Genomic DNA, 19,100 nt, shown 5'->3' with positions numbered 1-19,100 from the left:
GCGCCGACGGGCGCGGCTGGGTAAAGATGGGTCCCATGACCGAAGCGCGTTCCGCCGGAGACAACGACGAACAGGGCAACGACGGCATCCCCGGCACCGTGGTGGTGGTCGGGCCGGACGGTAGGCCGGTCGGCACCGTGCAGACCGACGAGGGGCAGGGCGAGGACCCGACCCGCCTGGTCGAGCAGCCGGCCAAGGTGATGCGGATCGGCAGCATGATCAAGCAGCTGCTGGAGGAGGTCAAGGCGGCCCCCCTCGACGACGCCAGCCGGCACCGGATGCGCGAGATCCACGAGCGGTCGATCGTCGAGCTGAAGGAGGGCCTCGCCCCCGAGCTGCGCGAGGAACTCGAGCGGATCTCCCTGCCCTTCACCGAGGACAAGGCGCCCAGCGAGAGCGAGCTGCGGATCGCCCACGCCCAGCTGGTCGGCTGGCTGGAAGGGCTGTTCCACGGCATCCAGGCGGCCCTGGTTGCCCAGCAGATGGCCGCCCGGGTGCAGCTGGAGCAGATGCGCTCCGGCCGGGCCGCGCTGCCCAGCGGCCCCGGCGGGATGGCGCCCGGGATGCCGGGCATGCCGCCGACCAACGAGGGACACGCTCCCGGCCAGTACCTCTGACCGCCGGGCGCGTCCATCGCCGCGCCGCTACGACGGCTTCAGATCGCCGCGTCTGACGCCGCGATCTGAAGCCGTCGCGCTCAGCCCACTCCGAAGACCTGCTCCAGATACGCGGCCACGCCGTCCGCCGAGTTCGGGCCGGTCACCTCGTCGGCGATCTCCAGCACGGCGGGGTGCGCGTTGGCGACCGCCACGGCCCGGCCGGCCCAGGTCAGCATCGGTACGTCGTTCGGCATGTCCCCGAAGGCCAGCACGTCCCGCTCGTCGATGCCGAGCCGGCTGGCGTACCAGGCCAGGCCCGCCGCCTTGGTCACCCCGGCGGCGGAGATCTCGACCAGCCCGCTGTACGAGGAGTGGGTCGCCTCGGCCAGCCCCTCCAGGGCCGCGGCGACCACCCGTACGAAGACGTCCGGGTCCTGCTCTCCGGCCCGGGCGAGCAGCTTCACCGCCGGGGCGGCCAGCAACTCCTCCGGCGACTCGACCGCCCGGATCGCCTCGACGTCGGCGTCCCAGCGCAACGGATAGTGCGCCTCGTGCCGCATCTGCCGGCTGTTCACGATCTCCACCGCGAGACTCACCTCGGGCACCGCGGCACGCAGCCGACGGGCCACCTCGGCGAGCAGCTCGGGGGCCAGCGGGTCGGCCCGGAGCACCTCGTCGGCGACCGGGTCGTAGACCACCGCGCCGTTCGCGCAGATCGCCGGCAGCGGTTCGGCGAGCTGGTCGTACACGAGTTGGAGCCAGCGGATCGGACGACCGGTGACCAGCACGACCGGCGTGCCCGCCGCGGCGATCCGGGCCAGCACGGCCGCGGTGCGCGGGCTGAGCGTCCGGTCGTCGCGGAGCAGTGTGCCGTCGATGTCCGACGCGACCAGCCGAGGTAGCTCTCCCATCACCGGGAGAGTAGCCGGTCCAGGTAGACCGCGACGCCGTCGTCGTCGTTGCGCAGGGTGATCTCATCGGCCGCCGCGCGGACCTCCGGGTGGGCGTTGGCGACCGCCACCCGTCCCCAGCCGGCCCACGCGAACATCGGCAGGTCGTTCGGCTGGTCCCCGAAGACCAGCACCTCGGCCGGATCGACGCCGAGCCGCTCGGCGACCACGCTCAGCCCGGTCGACTTGTCCACCCCGGGCGGGCAGATCTCGATGAAGCCGAGGCCGGCCTGGGTGAGCGTGGCCAGCTCCGGCGGGACGATCCGGCGGGCCGCCGCCAGCAACTCGTCCACGTGGTGGTCGGCGGTCCGGGCGAACGCCTTGATCACGTCGCAGGAAAGGCACTCCTCGCGGCTGCGCGCCTCGAACCGGTCCGGGTAGGGCCAGCTCGGGTGGTAGTCGCCCCAGAGCGGCGCGTCGTGCTCGTCGGACGCCTCCACCATGACGGTCAGCGGTCCGACCGCGCCCTCCAGGTCGGCGAGGATCCGGGCGAGCATGGCACCGGAGAGCCGCTCGTCCCGCAGCACCAGCGGCCCCTCCGGGTCGCTCTGGTCGACCACCCGGCCGCCGCCGGCCATCACCAGGAAGTCGGCGGCGCGGATGTCGTTGCGAGTCAGCTCGGTCAGCCGCGGTCCGCGGCCGGTGGCGCCGACCACCGGGATCCCCGCGGCCCGCACCCGGTCGAGCACCCCGTGGGTGTACGCCGAGACGGTGTCGTCGCTCCGGACGAGCGTGCCGTCGAGGTCGGTGGCGATCAGCTTGGGCAGTCCCGGGCGGGTCATCGTTCCTCCTTCGCCCGCCGCCGTCGCGCCGGCCGTCCTGGTCCTCGGTGCCGCGGCCGCTGGACGGCGGGCAGCAACCGTATCTCGCGGAACGGGGCCCAACCAGGGCTTTTCGGCGAATCGGGCACCAACCCGCGACGGACGTCAGGTGTCCGGGCCCGGGCGCACCCGACCCGCCGGTCCCGTCGATCCGGCGGGGCGGTTCGGGACGACCGTGCCGGTTCCGGACGGGATCAGCGCGGCGGTTCGGGCCGGGCGAACGGGGTGGTGGGCTGGACCGTCAGGTCGGCCGGCGCGGGCAGTTCGTCGTCGCCCGCCCGGCGCCGGCCCCACCCCGGGCGGTCCCGGTCCGCCGGCGGCGACCCGGCACCGGGGTCGGCCTCCCGGTCCGGCGCCGCGGCGACCGCCCGGGCGGACAGATACAGGGCGCCGGCGAACAGCACGGTGGCGATGAAGGCGGTGACCAGGCCGCGCCCGTAGTCGACCCGGACCCCGTCCTCCGGCGAGTAGAAGAAGGTGCGCTGGCCCGAGTCGTCGAGAGTCACGGCGGCGGCGCTCAACACGGCGAGCACGGCCGCCGCGAGGCCCAGACCGGCGACCCGGGCGTTCTGCCGCACCGCGCCGGTGCCGCGCAGCGCGAGCGCCGCCGCGGCGGCCAGGCCGAGCAGGCCGACCAGGTAGCCCACCCCGAGGCCGCCCACGTCGCCCACCCCGCCCGCCACCCGGATCGTGGTGTTCCCCTCGGGCCCGCCGTTCGGGATGGTCATCACCAGCCACTCGCCGATCAGCGAGGCAACCGCGGCCACCGCGCCGAGCCCGGCGAGCACCGGCGGCAGGCGGTGGTCCCGCGCCAGTCCGCTCAGGGACCGGCCGACCCGGGTGGGCGACTCGCTCTCGTCGCCGTCCCACTCCACGATGGTCGTGCCGTCGGACCGGTGGTCCTGCCTGGGGATGGGGAGATCCTGGGACATCGGCCACCCTTCCGCGCGCGGGCCTGCGTCGAATCATGACACAGCCGACGGCCGCCGGCGGGGTCCGCGAGTAGGGCGTCCGGCTCGCCGCTGGTCGGTGCGGGGCCGCCCGGTTTCGGTTAGCGTCGGTGACATGCCTATCCGTACCGCTTCCGCACGTTGGCAGGGCAACCTCACCGAGGGCGCCGGCACGGTCCGCACCGGCAAGGGTGGCCTGACCGGCAACTATTCCTTCAAGTCGCGTTTCGAGGAGGGCGAGGGGACCAACCCCGAGGAGTTGATCGGCGCCGCGCACGCCGGCTGCTTCTCGATGGCCCTCTCCAAGCAGCTCGCCGACGCGGGCGCGACCGACACCTCGGTGGAGACCACCGCCAAGGTGCACTTCGACAAGACCGACGCGGGGATGACCGTGACCCGGATCGACCTGGAGACCGTCGGCCAGGTCCCGGGCATGGACGAGGCCCAGTTCACCAAGCTGGCCGAGGCGGCCAAGGAGAACTGCCCGATCTCCCGGCTGCTCTCCCCGGGCGCGCAGATCACCCTGAACGCCCGTCTGGCCTGACCGGTCGCGCCACACGGTCACGGAAGGAGTGCCGGCTGGCCACTCCTTCCGTGACCGTGTGCCGATCTTGGTTGGCCGACGGGGCGCCGGGGCGGGAAGAATGGGCGCGTGGCCGTGGAGATGAGCCGTGAGCGGTTCGAGGAGCTGGTCGGCGAGGCCCTCGACGAGGTGCCCGAGGAGCTGCTCGGGCTGATGAGCAACGTCGTCATCCTGGTGGAGGACGAGCCACCTCCCGGCGAGGACCTGCTCGGACTCTACGAGGGGCACGCGCTGACCGAACGCGGCTGGGACTACTCGGGCGTCCTGCCGGACCGCATCCTCATCTACCGGAACCCGATCCTGCGCATCTGCGACACCGAGGACGACGTGGTGGACGAGGTCGCGGTGACCGTGGTGCACGAGATCGCCCACCACTTCGGCATCGACGACGAGCGGCTGCACGCCCTCGGCTGGGCCTGACCGGGCGCGCCGTCCGCCCCGCTCGGCCGATCCCCGGCGTTGCGCGGTTCCCCTAACCTGCGGGAGCAGGCACATCCCGATGCAGGAGGAAACCCATGCGCAGCGCGCTGTTCTCCGCGGAGAACCTTGAGAAGGAGTCCCAGCAGCCGGGCATGCGGCTGCAGAACTCCAAGATGCTGAAGATCGAGCTGAACGGCGAGGCGATGGCCCGGGTCGGGTCCATGGTCGCGTACCAGGGGCAGGTGCAGTTCCAGGCGCTCGGCTCCGGCGGGATCGGCAAGTTCATCAAGCAGCGGCTCACTGGTGAGGGTGTCCCGCTGATGAAGGTCAGCGGCCGCGGCGACGTCTTCCTCGCCGACCTCGCCAAGGACGTGCACATCATCGACCTGGAGCCCGGCGACGCCCTGTCGATCAACGGCTCCAGCGTGCTCGCCTTCGACTCCACGCTCAACTACGACATCAAGATGGTCGGTGGCATGGGCTTCGCCGCCGGCGGACTGTTCAACTGCGTCTTCACCGGCCACGGCCGGATCGCCATCACCACCGAGGGCACCCCGGTGGTGCTCAACGTGGACGCCCCGACCTACGTCGACCCGCAGGCCGCGGTCTGCTGGTCGGCCAACCTGCAGACCGGTTACCACCGGGCCGAGCAGCTCGGCCTCGGCACGCTGATCGGCCGGCGCACCGGTGAGGCGTTCACCATGAGCTTCGCCGGTCAGGGCTTCGTCGTGGTCCAGCCGTCCGAGGAGCGGCCGGTGTCGGGCAGCGGTGCCCAGCAGGAGCAGGGCGGCCTGCTCGGCGGGCTGCTGCAGTGACCGTCGGGTGTGCGGGACGCCCGTCCGGGCGTCCCGCACGCCGTTAGCTCAGCTCGCCCGCGCGCAGCCGCGACAGCCAGGCCGCCGCGTCGGCGTAGTCGGCGTCGGAGAGACCGGCGGGAGCGGGGACCGGCCGGTCGGTCGCCGCCGGGCTCCAGCGGTGCCGGGGGTACGACCCGAGGAAGCGTACGCCGGCGCAGACCCGGCGCAGCCCCTGCAACGCCTCACCGAGCCGGACGTCGGCGACGTGCCCGGTGCAGTCGAGGAAGAAGACGTACCGGCCGAGCGCCTCGCCCGTCGGGCGGGATTCGATCCGGGTCAGGTTCACCCCGCGGACGGCCAACTCCATGAGCACCGAGAGCAGCGCACCGACCCGGTCGTGGGCGATGTAGACCGCCAGTGACGTGACGTCGTCGCCGGTGGGCGGCGGGGGTGGGCCCGGGCGGGACACCAGCGCGAACCGGGTCACCGCGTCCGGGTGGTCGGCGATCTTGTCGGCGAGCACGGTGAGTCGGTGCCGGGCCGCGCCGATCGGGGCGCAGATGGCCGCGTCGTACTCGCTGGCGGCCGCGCCGGCGGCGGCGGCACCGTTGGAGAGCACGTCGACCACGGTCGCGTCGGGCAGGTGGTCGCGCAGCCAGCCCCGGCACTGGGTGGACGCCTGCGGGTGGGCCGCCACGCCGCGTACCTCGGCCAGCGAGGCACCCGGTCGGGCCGCGAGCACGAACTCCACCGGCAGGATCACCTCGCGGGTGATCACCAGCGGCTCGCCCTCGGCCAACTCGTCCAGCGTCACCCCGACCGCGCCGCCGATCGAGTTCTCCAGCGGCACCAGCGCCGCGTCCGCCTCCCCGGTCCGTACGGCGTCCAGCGCCTCGCCGACGCTGCGGGCCGGCGTGCGGCTGCCGCGCTCGGCGGCGGGCAGGGTACGCAGCGCCTGTTCGGCGAAGGTGCCCTCGGGACCCAGGTAGACGAAGCGGGTCGGCGGTGTTCCCGGCATGCCGACCAGCCTACGCACCCGAGGTGCCGTCGCAGGCCAGGGTGCGGATGCCGGGTGGTGCGACGGTGCGTACCTCGACGCCGCAGACGTCCGTCCCCGCGGTCACCAGCTCGAGGTCGGTGGGTTTGCCCCGGGTCACCACCTGCAACTCCTCGTGTCCGGTCACCCGCAGCACCGTGTACTGCCAGTCCTCGGCGCAGAGCGGCCCGGTCCGGACCGTGGCCCGGACGTCCCGGGGCAGCACCCGGGCCGGACCGCGCAGCAGCGACACCACCTGGTCGGCGGAGGGGCCGGACCGGCAGGGCGCGGCGGCCTGCTCGGTGGGGGTGGGGGCGAGGGGGGCCGGGGCGCTCGGCGTCCCGGTCGGCGGGGTCGGGGTGGGTACGCCGGTGGCGGTCGGGACGGGGCTGGTCGGGGCGGTCGACTGCCGCAGCTCCGGCGGGGTGCCGCAGGCACCGAGCAGCAGCGCGACCAGGACGGCCGGGATCGCCGGCAGGGCGAGCCGCGCCGCCGGGGCGGTCGGTCGGCGGCGGGCGACGGGGCGGGGTGGCAGGGTGGGCACGGTCCGATCCTCGGCATGACGGACGTCATTGCGGCCGGCTGGCTGAGCCCATCGTAGGAGCATCCCCCGTTCGGGTGAAGGTCACTCGTGGATCCGGTGCCCCGCCCGCTCCAGCGCGCCCGTCGCCTCGGCCAGCCGCACCGCGGGCACCAGCACGTGGTCGGTGTCGTAGGTGGAGAAGGCCACGACGCTCACCCGGGCCCGGGCGAGCGGGTCGACCAGCGCGGCGAGGGTGCCGGTGACCGGCGGCTCCTGCGGGCCGACCAGGCGTAGGCAGCGCCAGTCCGTCTCGACGTCCGCGTGATCGGGCACCCGCCCCGTCGGGCAGATCAGCGAGATCCCGTCGGCCGTCCAGCTCACCGTCACCACGTCGCCGGCACCCAGCTCGCCCCAGACCTGCGGCGGCAGGGTGGTGCCGGCCGGCAGGCGGCACACGGCGTACTCGCCCGGCAGCAGAGCGACATCGAGCATGTTGGCACCTTACGGCCTCGGCGGGGCCGGTCCCAGCATCGCCCGGTGCGGCGAAGGCCACACGTTTCCGCAGGTCAGACCGGAGAGAAGAAGGTCAACGAGCCGGCGACCGCGCCCTCGGCGAGCACCGGCGTGGAGATGGCGTCCACCGTGGTGCCGGCGTCGGCACCGGGGCCCTGGACCCGGAGCAGGCCCCGGGCCAGCCGGCCGGAGTGCAGGGCGAGCAGCGGTGGGATCTTGTCGGTCTCCTGCTCGGTCAGCTCGCTCGGCTGGGCGCTGAAATCGACCAGGCGCACGCCCTCCAGCAGCGGCCGTCCGATCACGTCCTCAGGCGCGCCCAGGCAGAGCAGGTCGCAGCCGGCCGACGAGATCGCCACCACGGTGGTGTCGGCGTCGACCAGCAGACACGGCTCGGCGGCCCGGGAGACCGTGGCGGACCACTGGCCGAAGTTGTCGAACTCCTGCTCGTTCGGTGTCCCCGCCGCGGGTACGAGCACTTCCGAGAGCGAGAGTTCGACGTGGGCCACCGCGCCTCCTAGGTACACCGACGGTCTGTCCACGCTAGCCGGTCGTCACGACGACCGCCCGACCGCGCTGGATCCTCCGGCCGCCGGGGCCGCTCGCTGCGGCGGAGCCGTGGGACAGGTGCCGGTGGGAGAGGGGCCCGGTGTCGGGCGGCCGGCGACGGCGCGGGCCGACGGAACCACCGGGGCGGGTCCGTGGGCCGCGTGGCGTCGCCGGAGACGTTACCGGCGGGCGGCCCGCTTGTCAGCGGCCGTTCGGCCCTCGTCGTACCACCGGTAGTCGGCGGCTGGACGGTACGTGCCGTTGAGCCAGGTGGACGGGTGCTGGGCGACCTGGGACAGCTTCTCGGCGGTGGCCGGGCTGATCCGGTTACCGGCCGCCACGAGCAGCCGGTCCAACTCCCGGTGGGTGGCCATGAGGCAGTCCTTGGGCAGGCCGTAGACGCTGATCACCCCGGAGCCGACGAAGGTCAGCACCGGGGTGACCGGGATGGGCAGGCCGACCGCCTCGGAGAGGGCCTTGCTGGCCCGCTTGGCGTCCCGGCGCGTCTCGGCCACATAGGGCGGGCGCTTGCCGTTGATCTGCACCACGTCGCCGGCGACGAGCACCCGCGCCCGGCCGTGGTCGGCGATGGTGACCGCGAAGAGGCCGCTCGGCCCGATGGCGAGGAACCCGGCCCGCTCGTCCTGGCCGCGGTCGAGCAGGACGTCCGCGACGTCCGTCCGGGGCCACTCGATGACGTGCCAGGCCGGGCCGAGGTGGTTGAGCTGGCCGAGGGCGCGGGCCCCGGCCGCCTCCAGCCGGCGGGCGCCCCGCTCGGCCCGGCGCCGGCGCGCCCACTCGAGCGGTGTCGGGCGGGCCGGTTCGAGCACCGGGGTGGCCTCGACCCGGGGTGGCGGCACCGCCACGGGTGGCAGTGCCCGGGTGGGTACGGCTCGTCGAGCGGGAAAGACAGTCATCGCGACCTCCGGCAAAAGGTCCCTCGAAGTTACGTGCCCACTACCCTACGTTGCGGACCCGGGTGGTCGGCAAGTTGGAGCACCGGAATGAGTGCGGATGAATGCCATATTCATTCACAGTTCTTTTCCGGATGGTGCGTAAGACCTGCCCTACGCTGCGAAGGTGACCCACTACGTGGACAGCGAGGTCGGTCGGCTCGGCACCGTGCTGCTGCACCGCCCCGGGCCGGAACTCGCCCGGCTCACGCCACGCAACAACGACTCGTTGCTCTTCGACGCTATCCCATGGGTCGGCCGGGCGCAGGAGGAGCACGACGCCTTCGCGGCCGCCCTGCGCGCCCGGGGTGTGGAGGTGCTCTACCTGGCGGCGCTGCTGGCCGAGACGCTCGCCCTGCCGGACGCCCGGGCGGAACTTACCGAACTGGTGCTGCGCTCACCCCGGCTGGGCGACACCCTGCGCGCGCGGGTCGCCGACCATCTCGCGTACCTCGACCCGGCCGCCCTGGCCGACGTGTTCATCGCCGGGCTCGCCCACGAGGAGCTGCGGATCGGCCGGGATCGGCCCGGCGGTCTGGTCTGGACACTGATGGACCGGCACGACTTCGTCATCGACCCGTTGCCCAACCTGCTCTTCACCCGGGACTCCTCGGTCTGGATCGGGGACCGGGTCGGGGTGACCAGTCTGGCCATGCCGGCGCGGCGGCGGGAGAGCGGGCTGACCGACGCCATCTACCGGCACCATCCGCGCTTCGCCGGTACGCAGTTCGTCTACCACTCCGATCTGGAGCACCTGGAGGGCGGCGACGTGCTGCTCCTCGCGCCGGGCGTGCTCGCCGTGGGGGTGGGCGAGCGGACCACCCCGGCCGGGGCGGAACGCCTGGCCCGGCAGGTCTTCGCCGCCGGGCTGGCGCACACCATTCTGGTGGTCCCGATCGCCCAGGAGCGGGCCACCATGCACCTGGACACCGTCTGCACGATGGTCGACGTGGATGCCGTGCTGATGTACCCGAACATCGCCAACTCGCTGTCGGCGTACACGGTCATCGCCGGGGCGGACGGCGACGAGCCGCGGGTCGACGGCCCGGCGCCGTTCCTGCGCGCCGCCGCCGACGCGATGGACCTCGACCAGCTCCGGGTGATCGACACCGGCCTCGACCCGGTCACCGCCGAGCGGGAACAGTGGGACGACGGCAACAACACCCTCGCCCTCGCGCCCCGGCTCTGCGTGGGCTACGAGCGGAACGTGGAGACCAACGCCCAACTGGAACGGGCCGGCATCGAGGTGATCGCCATCGCCGGCTCCGAGCTGGGCTCCGGCCGGGGTGGGCCGCGCTGCATGTCCTGCCCGCTGGTCCGCGAGCCGCTGCGCCGCTGACGACGACGGGCCCCGGTCGACACCGGGGCCCGGCTCGAAGGATCAGGTCAGCGCAGGGTGAGCTGGCGGCCGAGGAGGCCCTGGCGGGCCCGGCGCCCGGCGGCGTCCAGCGGCTCCCGCTCCTCCAGCGCCTCGGCGTACCGCTTGGCGAACTCGGTCACCGGCTCCTCCCACTCGGCGGCCGGCACGTCCTCGGGCAGGTCCCAGACCGGCACCAGGCGGCCGTGCGCCCGGAACATGCCGGCGAACCGGGTGCGCTCGCCGAGGGCCAGCGTGCCGGCCACGCTGAGCCGGGACAGCGCGTCGAGCGCGGCGTCCTCGTCGTCTGGCAGGACCCAGCGCACGTGCGCCTTCTCCGGCACCTGGCACCAGTACGCGGCCCGCGCCGCCGCCAGCTTCACCGTCGGGTAGACCGCCGCGTTGGCCCGTTCCAGGGACGCCTGCACGTTCGGGTCGTCGGCCGCCCCCGGGTCGAGCCAGAACTCGAACCCGTCGTGCATGGTGATCTCCAGCGGGCCGTCGACCAGGATGTCCTGGAGGCGGGGGCCCGGGCCGGGCAGCGGCGGCACCGTCACCTGGCCGCCCGGTTCGGTACGCAGCGCGCAGAGCAACGCGTCGGCCAGGTCCCGGGAGACGTCGCCGGACTGCTGGTGCCGCTGGAGGCCGATGAAGACCCGCCCGTCCGGCTTGGTCATCGCCGGGGCGGCCATCGGCAGCACGGTGGCCAGGGTGACCGGCCGCTCGCCGAACTCCTCGACCAGCTCGGGGGTCAGCCGCAGCGGCGCGGAGGCGGCCGGGACCAGCTCGCGCAGGGCGATCCACTCCGGCTCGTCGACCAGCCCCTCGAACGGTCGGGGCACGAAGACGTCACGTACCTTCTCCCGCTTCGGAGTGGCTTCGACTGCCCGCTGGCTCTTTCGACGCTTGCTCACGCTGCCGCCTCGCTGCGCTCGGCGGCCGCGCGAGCCGCTACAGCGCTGTGCCCGATGATTCGCTCGCTGCGGTCGCTCATGGCGACACAGCCTAGATGCCGGCGAAGACCGGTGGGGCAGGACCCGCCTGCCGGCCGCTCAACCAGCGACGACCAGGTCGGACCGGGCGGACCGGATGGGGTCGAACTCGGCCCAGACGCACTGCCCGAGGCCGTCCCGCTCGACGCCCCAGCGGCTCGCCAGGCCGGTGACGATCTGCAGGCCGCGCCCGTCGATCGCGTCCGGGGTGGCCGCCCGCATCAGCGGGCCGGAGGCGGAGCCGCCGTCGGTGACCCGGAGCTGCACGCGGTGACCGTCGACCGTCGGGCTCAGCCGCCAGGCCACCCGGACCACGCCGCCGGGCAGCGGGTCGGCGTGTCGGACGGCGTTGCCGACCAGCTCGGCGAGGACCGCGACCAGGTCCGCGAGCAGGACCGGCGACACCACGTCCGTCAGCTCGTCGGCCAGCCGGTGCCGGGCCAGGCGCGCGCCGGTGGCGTGATGGGGCACCACCACGCACCACGATCGTTCGGCCGAACCCCTCGACACCGTCGTTCCTTCCGCCCCCCGGCTGCGCCCAGGTCACCCCCGGGGCAGCCGCACCTCTGCGACCGTACCCCCACCGGCTCTCGGTCGGAGGGATACCCATCCATTCTGCTGTTCAACGATCTGGCGGACGAGATACAGCCCCAGTCCGGCTCCCGGGTAGCGCCGGCGGTCGCCGGACTCCCCCTGCCAGAACCGGTCGAACGCCCGCTCCACGTGCTCTGGCCGGATGCCGATGCCCCGGTCGGCGACCCGGAAGGCGACCATCCGCCCGCTCGCCTCGGCGGAGACCTCGATCGGGGTGTTCGGCAGCGAGTACTTCCCGGCGTTGGTGCTCAGCTCGGTGAGCACGGTGGCCAGGCTGTGCCGGTCACCGAGCGCCTTGGGCAGGTCGACCGGCAGATCGAGGACGACCCGGTGCCGGACGTCCGCCGGCAGGTCGGGCACCGCGGCCCGGAGCGCGTCGGCGAGGTCGAACGGCGCGGCCGGCTCCCCGCCGGGCCGGTTCTCGGTGGCGGCCGTGAGCAGCCGGTCGACCAGCCGGGCCAACTCGTTGGCCCGCTGCCCGATGATCCGCGCGGCGTGCCGCCGGTCGTCGTCGCCGAGCGACTCCCAGTGGTCGGTGAGGGTGTCCGCGTACCCCTTGATCACGGTGACCGGGGTGCGCAGCTCGTGGCTGGTCACCGCGACGAAGAGGTCCCGGTCGTGGTCGCGGCGCTGCTGGTCGGTGATGTCGCGGAAGGTGACCACCCGCAGCGCACCCGGGCCGGGCAGTTCCCCGGAGGTGATCCGCAGCCAGCGGCCGTCCGGCATCCGGTGGTCGAGCACCTGCCCGGGCGGGGGCAGCGGGAACGGGAGCGGGCGGTTCAGCGCCTCGGCGGGCGGGCGGCCCGTCACCTGAGCGGCGGCCGGGTTCCAGAGCCGTACGTGCTGTTCCCGGTCCACCACCGCCAGGCCGTCCGCGAGCGCCGCCACCACCGGGCCGTCGCCGTGCACCGGCAGGCCGGTCTGGTCGCCGTACATGTGGGCGATGCAGGCGGCGATGTAGCCCAGGACGGCGTGGTGGGAGTCGTCGAGCGCGGCCTCCGCCGGGTAGAGGGCGTGCAGGCTGCCCACGGTGAGGCCGCCGATCTCGACCCGCGCCACGATCATCCGGCGCAGTCCCCGCGCGGCCACCTCGTCGGCGAGCGTGCTCGGGATGCGGTTGACGCGGACCTCGCGTACCGGGGGGCCGGAGAGGAGGCAGACGGTGGCCGGGTCGGCGGCCGGCAACGGGCGGCCGATGAGCGACTCGGCGCTGCCGGTCGCGGCGATCACCCGGCCGCCGGCGGGGGCGAACTCCACGAACGCCAGGCTGGCCGCGCCGACGGCGGGCTGGACCACCCCGAGCAGCCGGGTGAGCACCGGCAGCCCGGACTGTCCCGAGTTGATCATCTTGAGCACGCTGTCGTGGCCGGCGATGAGGGCGGCGTAGTCAATTCGCTCCGGCATGTCCCGAGTGTGCCGCGCCGACCGGTCCCGGGGACACCCCTCGCCCGGGCGGGCGGGTCCGGCGGTGGGACGGCTCGACCCGGCTCAACGGCCCAGCCGGGCCAGCGCCCGGGCGGGCCGGTCGGTGATCACGCCGTCCACCCCGGCGGCCAGCACCAGTTCCAGGTCCTCCGGCTGGTTCACCGTCCAGACGTAGACCTGGTTGCCGGCGGCCCGCAGCGCGGGGACGAGCTGCGGCCGGGCCCGGACCAGGGCGATCCCCGGCCCGGCGATCCGGGTGCCGAACGGCAGCCGACCCAGCCGCATCCAGCGTGGAAGCACCTCCAGCAGCAGCACCGTGGGCAGGCCGGGCACGAGGTCACGGATCCGGCGTACGGCGAGTGGGGAGAAGGACATCACGGTGACCCGGACGGGGTCGTCCGGTCCCGGTTCGGCCAGGCCGTACCGGCGCAGCAGGGCGACCAGCCGGCGTTCCACGTCCCCGCCGTAGCGGGAGGGGTGCTTGGTCTCGATCAGCAGCCGGACCGGCCGGCCGGCGGCCAGCACGGCGTCGAGCAGCCGTTCCAGGGTGAGCAGCCGGGTGTGCGACTCGTCGAGCGGTTCGTCCCCTTCGGCCGCCGTCGCGCCCGGATGCCAGGAGCCGAAGTCCAGCAGCTCCAACTCGGCGAGAGTACGCGCGCTGACCAGCCCGTGACCGTTGCTGGTCCGGTCCAGCCGGCGGTCGTGTACGCAGACCAGGTGCCCGTCCCGGGTCAGCCGGACGTCGCACTCCAGCCCGTCGGCGCCCTCGTCGAGGGCACGCAGGTACGCGGCGAGGGTGTGCTCGGGCAGGTCGTACGAGGAGCCGCGGTGCGCGAAGATCAGGGGCGAGGTCATGCCGCCCGGCTCCTCAGACGACCTGGCCCGGCTGCCCGTCGTCGGTGACCACGGGGCGGCCCGCGGCGGCCCAGTCACCCATCCCGCCCTCGACGTTGCGCACCTGGTCCCAGCCGTTGCGCAGGAGGTACGCGACGACCTGCGCGGACCGCCCGCCGGAGCGGCAGATCACGGCCACCTCGCGGTCGTCTGGGACCTCGGCAAGCCGGCCGGGCAGCTCGGTCATCGGCAGGTGGTGGGCGGCGGGCGCATGGCCGGCGGCCCACTCGTCGTCCTCCCGGACGTCGAGCAGGTAGGTGTCGTCGGGCACGGCCGACGCGGGCACGCTGGGAACCTGGGGTCCGAACACGGCTACCTAGCCTAGACGGCTGTCCGGCTCAGAGCCGGTTGACCCAGCGGGGATTCGCCCCGGCCCATTCCGGCATGCGGGTGGCCCGCACCGCGTCGAAGAGGCCGTTGCCGCCGTTGTCCAGCACCACGTAGGAGACCTCGCCGATGGTCTGCGGGTACGACGGCACCTGCACCCCGTGCAACGCGTCCGGGGGGAGCGAGCGGAGCGCGAAGAGCAGATCTTCCAGCGCCACGCCGTTCGTGTCCACGGTCAGCGCGCCGCCGACCGCCCGGAGCACCCGGTCGAGCTGCACCGGGTCGTTGCGCAGGTGCGTCTTGCCGGCCTTGTCCAGCACCGCGCGGAGCATCTGCTGCTGGTGCCGCTGCCGGTCGTAGTCGCCGTCGGGCAGGTCGTAGCGCTGGCGGATGTAGTCCAGGGTCCGGGTGCCGTCCATCTGCTGGCAGCCGGGGGTGAACAGGGTGTGGGTGTGGACCGACCGGACCTCGGTGTCGACGCACATCCGGATGCCGCCGAGCAGGTCGATGACCTGCTTGAAGCCGGAGAAGTCGATCAGAGCGGCACCGTCGAAGCGCAGGCCGGTGAGCTGGGTCAGGGTGGCGGAGAGCAGCCGGGCCCCCGCCTCGCCGCCGCCACCGTGCTCGTACGCCGCGTTGACCTTGTCCTGGCCGCCGCCGTAGCCGGGTGCCGCCGGGATGGCGACCAGCAGGTCGCGCGGGATCGAGATCAGGTACGCCTGCCGCATCCCGGCTGGGACGTGCACGATCAGGATGCTGTCCGAGCGCTGGTCCTCGGGCTTGGCGCCGGGCCGGTGGTCGGAGCCGACCAGCAGGTAGTTGAGCCCGCGGGACAGGTCGGTACGCGGTTGCCGGGCCGCCGGGGCGAGCAGTTGCTCCTTTTCCACCGTACGGTCGTACCGGTTGGTGAGCCAGTGCAGCCCGGCCACGCCGAGCGTGGCGAGCAGGACCAGGGCGAGGCCGGCGCCGAGGAGGAACCGGGGCCAGCGGGCGGGTCGACCCCGCCCGCGCCTGGTCCGTGCTGGCCTGAACGTGACAGCCCCTCCCCGCAGCCCTGACGTGAGACCTGCTCATCTCAGGCTACGGGCCGGGCACCCGGCGGTGGCCGCTTTCGGCGCAGCTACCGCCAGGTCACCCTCACTTCCGGGTGGAGAGGACCTCCGGGTTCGTCGCCACAAATTCGGCGAGCTTGTCCTCCTTGACCGCGGTGAACATCTGCTTGCTCGTTTCGTTGAGCATCTCCCGGCCGCTGGCCGCGGTAGCGAAGTTACCGCCGTTGGTCCGCAGCGTGACCAGGTCGTTACCGCTGAGGCCCTTGAGGGTGAAGATGAAGTCCTCGATCTTCACGCCGCCGGTGTCCAGCATGAGCGACTCGCCAGCCGCCTTGATCAGTTGGTTCAGCTTGATCGGGTTGGTCAGCATGCCGCTCTCGCTGGCCTTCTTCGCCATCGCCTTGATCAGCTGCTGCTGGTTCTGCTGGCGGTCGTAGTCCCCGCGGGGCAGGCCGTAGCGCTGCCGGGCGAAGTCGAGGGCCTCCCAGCCCTTCATCTCCCGGCAGCCCTTCTTGTGCACCACCGGCGTCATCGGCTTGCCCAGCTTCTCGGCGTCGGAGTTCCACATCGGCTTGCCGTTGACGTACGACATGTGCTTGGAGGTGACCTCGTGGCTGACGCAGATCTTGACGGTGCCAAGCGCGTCGATGACCTTCTTGAAGCCGCCGAAGTTGATGATCGCCGCGCCGTCGAAGCTGATCCCGGTCATCTTCTTGATGGTCTTGGCCATCATCTGTGCGCCGCCCTCCCAGCCGCCGCCCTTCTGCGCGCCGAACTGGAAAGCTGCGTTGATCTTGTCGGTGCCGTGCCCCGGGATCTCCGCCTCGGTGTCTCGGGGGATGGAGATCAGGTACGCCTGGTCGTGGCTAGCCGGGATGTGCAGGATGATGATGCTGTCCGACCGGACGTCGTCGGCGGCCCAGCTCGCCCGGGCGTCGACGCCGAGCAGCAGCATGTCGATCGGGCCGTCCAGGTTCTTGCCGCCCTCGGCCTCGGACTTGCCCGCATCGCCGAGCAGGCTGCCCTGCTGGATGCTGCTGGTGGCCTGGCCGATCACCGCCTTGCTGCCGACGATCGCGACGCCGCTGGTCATCATCAGCACCGCACCGAAGATCAGCGTGAGTCGAGCCCAGAGCGGGTCCTTGCGCTTGGTCCGCTTCTTCGAGTTGCGGGGACCGCGACCGCCCGGGCCGGGCTGGGTGGGGATGGTCGGCGGCACCCGGCCGGGTGCGCCGGGAGCCAGTGACGGAGGGCGACGGCTGGTCTGGACCGGCATGCGTGCTCCAGCTCGATGATCGGGGGCGGGACCACTGTACGTATCCGTACCCGTTCTCGCGACCTCCTCGGCGATCTCCGCCCGCACATCTCGGCGCTTGTCCAGGCCAGATGCCCGAACGGCTAATTGAGTGCAGCCGATCGGCGGTTGGCCCGCAGTGGGCGATTCCTCAACCGCCGATCGGCGTGGTGTGCCCGAGCGGGATCAGTTGCCGTTGGCGCCCGGCTGGTTGGCCTTCACCCACTCGGCCATGGTGTCCGAGGCGATGGACTGGTACATCGCCAGCGCCTTCTCCCGGTCCGAGACCACCACCGACTGGCCGTCGATGGTCTGCCCGCCGCGGTTTGGGCTGGTGATGAAGGTCAGGTTCTCGCCCCGCAGGTTGCGGAACTCCATCGCCATGTCGGTCAACGAGAAGTCCTGGTCGACGGTGACTGCGGCGGTCACCGCCTTGAGGAAGTCGTTCAGCTTCTTCGGGTTGGTCAGGGTGCCGGTGCTGGCCGCCTTGTCCATCAGCGCCTTGAGGAACTCCTGCTGGTGGCGCATCCGGGCGAAGTCGCCCTCGGGGAACTGCTTGCGCTGCCGCACCCAGTCGAGAGCCTCGGCGCCGTTCATGTGGTTCACGCCCTTGGTGAACTTCCGGTGCGGCTTGTGGATCGAGGTGATGGTCCGGTCCACCGTGAGGTCGACCCCGCCCAGGGCGTCGGTGACGTCCTTGAACCCGGCGAAGTCGATCGCCATGACGTGGTCGATGCGCACGTCGGTGAAGCACTCGACGGTCTTCACCGCGAGCGGCAGCCCGCCGAACGCGAACGCCGCGTTCACCTTGTTGCGCTGGCCCGAGTCGCAGGAGGCCCCCGCGTTCTGCGGGATCGGCACGTACAGGTCGCGGGGGATGGAGACCAGGTAGGCCGATTTGTGGTCGGCCGGGATGTGCATGAGGATCATGGTGTCCGCGCGCCACTCGCCGGCCTTGTCCATCGGGGCGTCCGGGTCCCGGGAGTCGGTGCCGACCATCAGGATGTTGAGCGCGCCGTCGACCTTCTTGGCCGGCCGCTCGCCGGTGATCGCCGAGAACGGGTCGGTCCGGGCCAGGTCCTTGTCGAGGTTGCGGGCGTAGAGCCAGGCACCGGCGCCGCCGAGCAGCGCGAGCACCAGCACCGCGACGCCGGCCACCAGGCCGATGCGTCCCCAGCGCGGGCGGGGACCGGGCCGGCGCGGAGCACCGGGACCGCCCGGGCCGCCCGGCCCGGTGGGTCCACCGGGGCTGCCGGGCCCGCCGGAGCGTGGCTCCTCGTCGTACGACGGGTACCAGCGGGCGTCGGTCGCGCGGGCGCGCCCGGTGGCGCTCCGGCCGGGGCCGGGCACCTGGGCGCGCCCCGCGCTCCGACTGACGTACGGGAACGGGGCGTCGGCAGACGTGGTCGCTGACATGCCACCGAGGGTAGGCCGGTGGGACCAGTGCCGCCCTCAGGCGCAGCCGGGTGTCAGCGTCCTCCCAGCCGGGGTCAGTACCCTAGCCGACCGCGAAAGTAGTCGATGGTGCGTCGAAGGCCGTCTTCGGGCGCCACGGTCGGTTCGTATCCCAACAGCTCACGGGCGAGGGTGAGATCGGGGCGCCGCATCTCCGGGTCGTCGGCGGCCCGAGTGATGTAGCTCACTTCGGAGCTGCTTCCGGTCAGCGACACGATCGTCTCCGCCAGCTGCCGCATCGACATCTCGTGCTCGGTGCCGCAGTTGATCGGGCCGGTCTCGGTCGAGTCGAGCAGCAGCAGGATGCCGCGCACCAGATCGTCCACGTAGCAGATCGACCGGGTCTGGTTGCCGGTGCCGTGCACGGTGATCGGCTCGCCCCGCAGCGCCTGGGAGATGAAGGTGGGGATGGCCCGCCCGTCGTCCGGCCGCATCCGCGGCCCGTACGTGTTGAAGATCCGGACGATCGCGGTGTCAGTGCCCCGGCTCCGGTGGTATGCCATGGTGGCCGCCTCCGAGAAGCGCTTCGCCTCGTCGTAGACGCTCCGGATGCCGATCGGGTTGACATTGCCCCAGTACGTCTCGCGCTGCGGGTGCTCCTTCGGGTCTCCGTACGCCTCGGACGTGGAGGCCATCAGGAACCGGGCGCCGTCGGCGGTGGCCCGCTCCAGCAGCTCCAGGGTGGCGACCGAGCCGACCCGCAGGATCTCCACCGGCAGCTTCTCGAAGTCGGTGGGGCTCGCCGGGGAGGCCATGTGCAGGATCGCGTCGAACCGCTCCGCCATGGCCGGGTGGTGGGTCGGCAGGCCCTCGGAGACGTCCGCCTCGATCAGCGTGAAGGTCGGCTTCTCCAGCAGGTGGCCGATGTTGTCCTTCGACCCGGTGACGAAGTTGTCCAGCACCACGACCGTGCAGCCGCGCTCGATGAGCCGGTCGACCAGGTGCGACGGCACGAAGCCGGCGCCGCCGGTGACGAGGATGCGGTGTCCGGGGCCGAAACGGGGAGCAACCTTCATACC

Annotated in this window: 22 protein-coding genes; 5 read left to right on the top strand and 17 right to left on the bottom strand. The window is 72.8% G+C overall.

Features of this window, described 5'->3' with window-relative positions:
- Positions 1–26 precede the first annotated feature (26 nt).
- Positions 27–617 carry a bacterial proteasome activator family protein gene (locus FXF52_RS17475; protein WP_148797969.1) on the top strand — a complete coding sequence of 197 codons (591 nt, stop codon included), beginning with the start codon at positions 27–29 and terminating at the stop codon, positions 615–617.
- Between the two features lie 80 nt (positions 618–697).
- On the opposite strand, the gene FXF52_RS17470 is transcribed toward FXF52_RS17475, so the two are convergent.
- From FXF52_RS17470 to FXF52_RS17460, 3 genes are all read right to left on the bottom strand, one after another.
- The gene (locus FXF52_RS17470; protein ID WP_148797968.1) at positions 698–1,510 is read right to left on the bottom strand and encodes an HAD family hydrolase; all 813 of its coding nucleotides are present in this window, start codon (positions 1,508–1,510) and stop codon (positions 698–700) included.
- On the bottom strand, positions 1,510–2,331 hold the full coding sequence (locus FXF52_RS17465) for an HAD family hydrolase (RefSeq protein ID WP_148797967.1): 822 nt from the start codon (positions 2,329–2,331) through the stop codon (positions 1,510–1,512). Before FXF52_RS17465 ends, FXF52_RS17470 begins: the two co-directional genes overlap by 1 nt.
- Positions 2,332–2,564: 233 nt before the next feature.
- Entirely contained in the window at positions 2,565–3,302 is a 738-nt protein-coding gene (locus tag FXF52_RS17460; protein WP_148797966.1) for a hypothetical protein, read from the bottom strand.
- 133 nt (positions 3,303–3,435) lie between these two features.
- Here FXF52_RS17460 and FXF52_RS17455 point away from each other — a divergent pair, with 133 nt between their 5' ends.
- From FXF52_RS17455 to FXF52_RS17445, 3 genes are all read left to right on the top strand, one after another.
- The gene (locus FXF52_RS17455; protein WP_148797965.1) at positions 3,436–3,864 is read left to right on the top strand and encodes an OsmC family protein; all 429 of its coding nucleotides are present in this window, start codon (positions 3,436–3,438) and stop codon (positions 3,862–3,864) included.
- A gap of 114 nt (positions 3,865–3,978) precedes the next feature.
- A complete protein-coding gene (locus tag FXF52_RS17450; RefSeq protein WP_187413551.1) occupies positions 3,979–4,323 on the top strand; it encodes a metallopeptidase family protein in 345 nt (114 codons plus the stop codon).
- A gap of 95 nt (positions 4,324–4,418) precedes the next feature.
- A complete protein-coding gene (locus FXF52_RS17445) occupies positions 4,419–5,138 on the top strand; it encodes an AIM24 family protein (RefSeq protein WP_148797964.1) in 720 nt (239 codons plus the stop codon).
- Between the two features lie 43 nt (positions 5,139–5,181).
- On the opposite strand, the gene pheA is transcribed toward FXF52_RS17445, so the two are convergent.
- The 5 genes from pheA to FXF52_RS17420 form a co-directional block, all read right to left on the bottom strand.
- On the bottom strand, positions 5,182–6,138 hold the full coding sequence (pheA, locus tag FXF52_RS17440) for a prephenate dehydratase (RefSeq protein WP_148797963.1): 957 nt from the start codon (positions 6,136–6,138) through the stop codon (positions 5,182–5,184).
- Positions 6,139–6,148: 10 nt separating this feature from the next.
- A complete protein-coding gene (locus FXF52_RS17435) occupies positions 6,149–6,700 on the bottom strand; it encodes a hypothetical protein (RefSeq protein WP_370517999.1) in 552 nt (183 codons plus the stop codon).
- 81 nt (positions 6,701–6,781) lie between these two features.
- On the bottom strand, positions 6,782–7,171 hold the full coding sequence (locus FXF52_RS17430) for an ACT domain-containing protein (protein WP_148797962.1): 390 nt from the start codon (positions 7,169–7,171) through the stop codon (positions 6,782–6,784).
- 74 nt (positions 7,172–7,245) lie between these two features.
- Complete coding sequence (locus FXF52_RS17425) at positions 7,246–7,698, bottom strand: PAS domain-containing protein (protein ID WP_148797961.1); 453 nt, start codon at positions 7,696–7,698, stop codon at positions 7,246–7,248.
- Between the two features lie 219 nt (positions 7,699–7,917).
- A complete protein-coding gene (locus tag FXF52_RS17420; RefSeq protein ID WP_148797960.1) occupies positions 7,918–8,655 on the bottom strand; it encodes a hypothetical protein in 738 nt (245 codons plus the stop codon).
- A 163-nt stretch (positions 8,656–8,818) separates the two neighbouring features.
- Here FXF52_RS17420 and FXF52_RS17415 point away from each other — a divergent pair, with 163 nt between their 5' ends.
- Positions 8,819–10,030 (top strand): arginine deiminase, encoded by a 1,212-nt coding sequence (locus FXF52_RS17415; protein WP_148797959.1) that lies wholly within the window; start codon positions 8,819–8,821, stop codon positions 10,028–10,030.
- A gap of 47 nt (positions 10,031–10,077) precedes the next feature.
- Here FXF52_RS17415 and FXF52_RS17410 read toward each other — a convergent pair whose 3' ends face one another.
- The 9 genes from FXF52_RS17410 to FXF52_RS17370 form a co-directional block, all read right to left on the bottom strand.
- The gene (locus tag FXF52_RS17410; RefSeq protein WP_148797958.1) at positions 10,078–10,962 is read right to left on the bottom strand and encodes a DUF5926 family protein; all 885 of its coding nucleotides are present in this window, start codon (positions 10,960–10,962) and stop codon (positions 10,078–10,080) included.
- Positions 10,963–11,100: 138 nt separating this feature from the next.
- Positions 11,101–11,517 (bottom strand): ATP-binding protein, encoded by a 417-nt coding sequence (locus tag FXF52_RS17405; RefSeq protein WP_187413550.1) that lies wholly within the window; start codon positions 11,515–11,517, stop codon positions 11,101–11,103.
- 66 nt (positions 11,518–11,583) lie between these two features.
- Entirely contained in the window at positions 11,584–13,038 is a 1,455-nt protein-coding gene (locus tag FXF52_RS17400) for an ATP-binding protein (RefSeq protein ID WP_148797956.1), read from the bottom strand.
- 84 nt (positions 13,039–13,122) lie between these two features.
- Complete coding sequence (locus FXF52_RS17395) at positions 13,123–13,914, bottom strand: glycerophosphodiester phosphodiesterase family protein (protein WP_148797955.1); 792 nt, start codon at positions 13,912–13,914, stop codon at positions 13,123–13,125.
- Positions 13,915–13,927: 13 nt separating this feature from the next.
- Positions 13,928–14,263, bottom strand: a complete 336-nt coding sequence (locus FXF52_RS17390; protein WP_148797954.1) for a rhodanese-like domain-containing protein — start codon at positions 14,261–14,263, stop codon at positions 13,928–13,930.
- Positions 14,264–14,291: 28 nt separating this feature from the next.
- Positions 14,292–15,209 (bottom strand): LCP family protein, encoded by a 918-nt coding sequence (locus FXF52_RS17385; protein WP_255472057.1) that lies wholly within the window; start codon positions 15,207–15,209, stop codon positions 14,292–14,294.
- Between the two features lie 208 nt (positions 15,210–15,417).
- Complete coding sequence (locus FXF52_RS17380; protein WP_148797953.1) at positions 15,418–16,608, bottom strand: LCP family protein; 1,191 nt, start codon at positions 16,606–16,608, stop codon at positions 15,418–15,420.
- A gap of 204 nt (positions 16,609–16,812) precedes the next feature.
- Positions 16,813–18,042 (bottom strand): LCP family protein, encoded by a 1,230-nt coding sequence (locus FXF52_RS17375; protein ID WP_148797952.1) that lies wholly within the window; start codon positions 18,040–18,042, stop codon positions 16,813–16,815.
- Between the two features lie 74 nt (positions 18,043–18,116).
- Positions 18,117–19,097, bottom strand: a complete 981-nt coding sequence (locus FXF52_RS17370; protein WP_148797951.1) for an NAD-dependent epimerase/dehydratase family protein — start codon at positions 19,095–19,097, stop codon at positions 18,117–18,119.
- Positions 19,098–19,100: the final 3 nt, after the last annotated feature.

It is taken from the genome of Micromonospora sp. MP36 (assembly GCF_008119785.1).
In the GTDB taxonomy this organism is placed as follows: Bacteria; Actinomycetota; Actinomycetes; order Mycobacteriales; family Micromonosporaceae; genus Micromonospora.
The sequence above is the reverse complement of the archived record's forward strand: the minus strand, read 5'-3'. Positions and strand labels throughout refer to the sequence as shown.

Coding starts and splice junctions, on each gene's coding strand:
- pheA (WP_148797963.1), bottom strand. CDS start 6,138: ATGCCGGGAACACCGCCGACCCGCTTCGTCTACCTGGGTCCCGAGGGC.
- FXF52_RS17430 (WP_148797962.1), bottom strand. CDS start 7,171: ATGCTCGATGTCGCTCTGCTGCCGGGCGAGTACGCCGTGTGCCGCCTG.
- FXF52_RS17375 (WP_148797952.1), bottom strand. CDS start 18,042: ATGTCAGCGACCACGTCTGCCGACGCCCCGTTCCCGTACGTCAGTCGG.
- FXF52_RS17445 (WP_148797964.1), top strand. CDS start 4,419: ATGCGCAGCGCGCTGTTCTCCGCGGAGAACCTTGAGAAGGAGTCCCAG.
- FXF52_RS17470 (WP_148797968.1), bottom strand. CDS start 1,510: ATGGGAGAGCTACCTCGGCTGGTCGCGTCGGACATCGACGGCACACTG.
- FXF52_RS17420 (WP_148797960.1), bottom strand. CDS start 8,655: ATGACTGTCTTTCCCGCTCGACGAGCCGTACCCACCCGGGCACTGCCA.
- FXF52_RS17400 (WP_148797956.1), bottom strand. CDS start 13,038: ATGCCGGAGCGAATTGACTACGCCGCCCTCATCGCCGGCCACGACAGC.
- FXF52_RS17475 (WP_148797969.1), top strand. CDS start 27: ATGGGTCCCATGACCGAAGCGCGTTCCGCCGGAGACAACGACGAACAG.
- FXF52_RS17455 (WP_148797965.1), top strand. CDS start 3,436: ATGCCTATCCGTACCGCTTCCGCACGTTGGCAGGGCAACCTCACCGAG.
- FXF52_RS17380 (WP_148797953.1), bottom strand. CDS start 16,608: ATGCCGGTCCAGACCAGCCGTCGCCCTCCGTCACTGGCTCCCGGCGCA.
- FXF52_RS17370 (WP_148797951.1), bottom strand. CDS start 19,097: ATGAAGGTTGCTCCCCGTTTCGGCCCCGGACACCGCATCCTCGTCACC.
- FXF52_RS17395 (WP_148797955.1), bottom strand. CDS start 13,914: ATGACCTCGCCCCTGATCTTCGCGCACCGCGGCTCCTCGTACGACCTG.
- FXF52_RS17460 (WP_148797966.1), bottom strand. CDS start 3,302: ATGTCCCAGGATCTCCCCATCCCCAGGCAGGACCACCGGTCCGACGGC.
- FXF52_RS17465 (WP_148797967.1), bottom strand. CDS start 2,331: ATGACCCGCCCGGGACTGCCCAAGCTGATCGCCACCGACCTCGACGGC.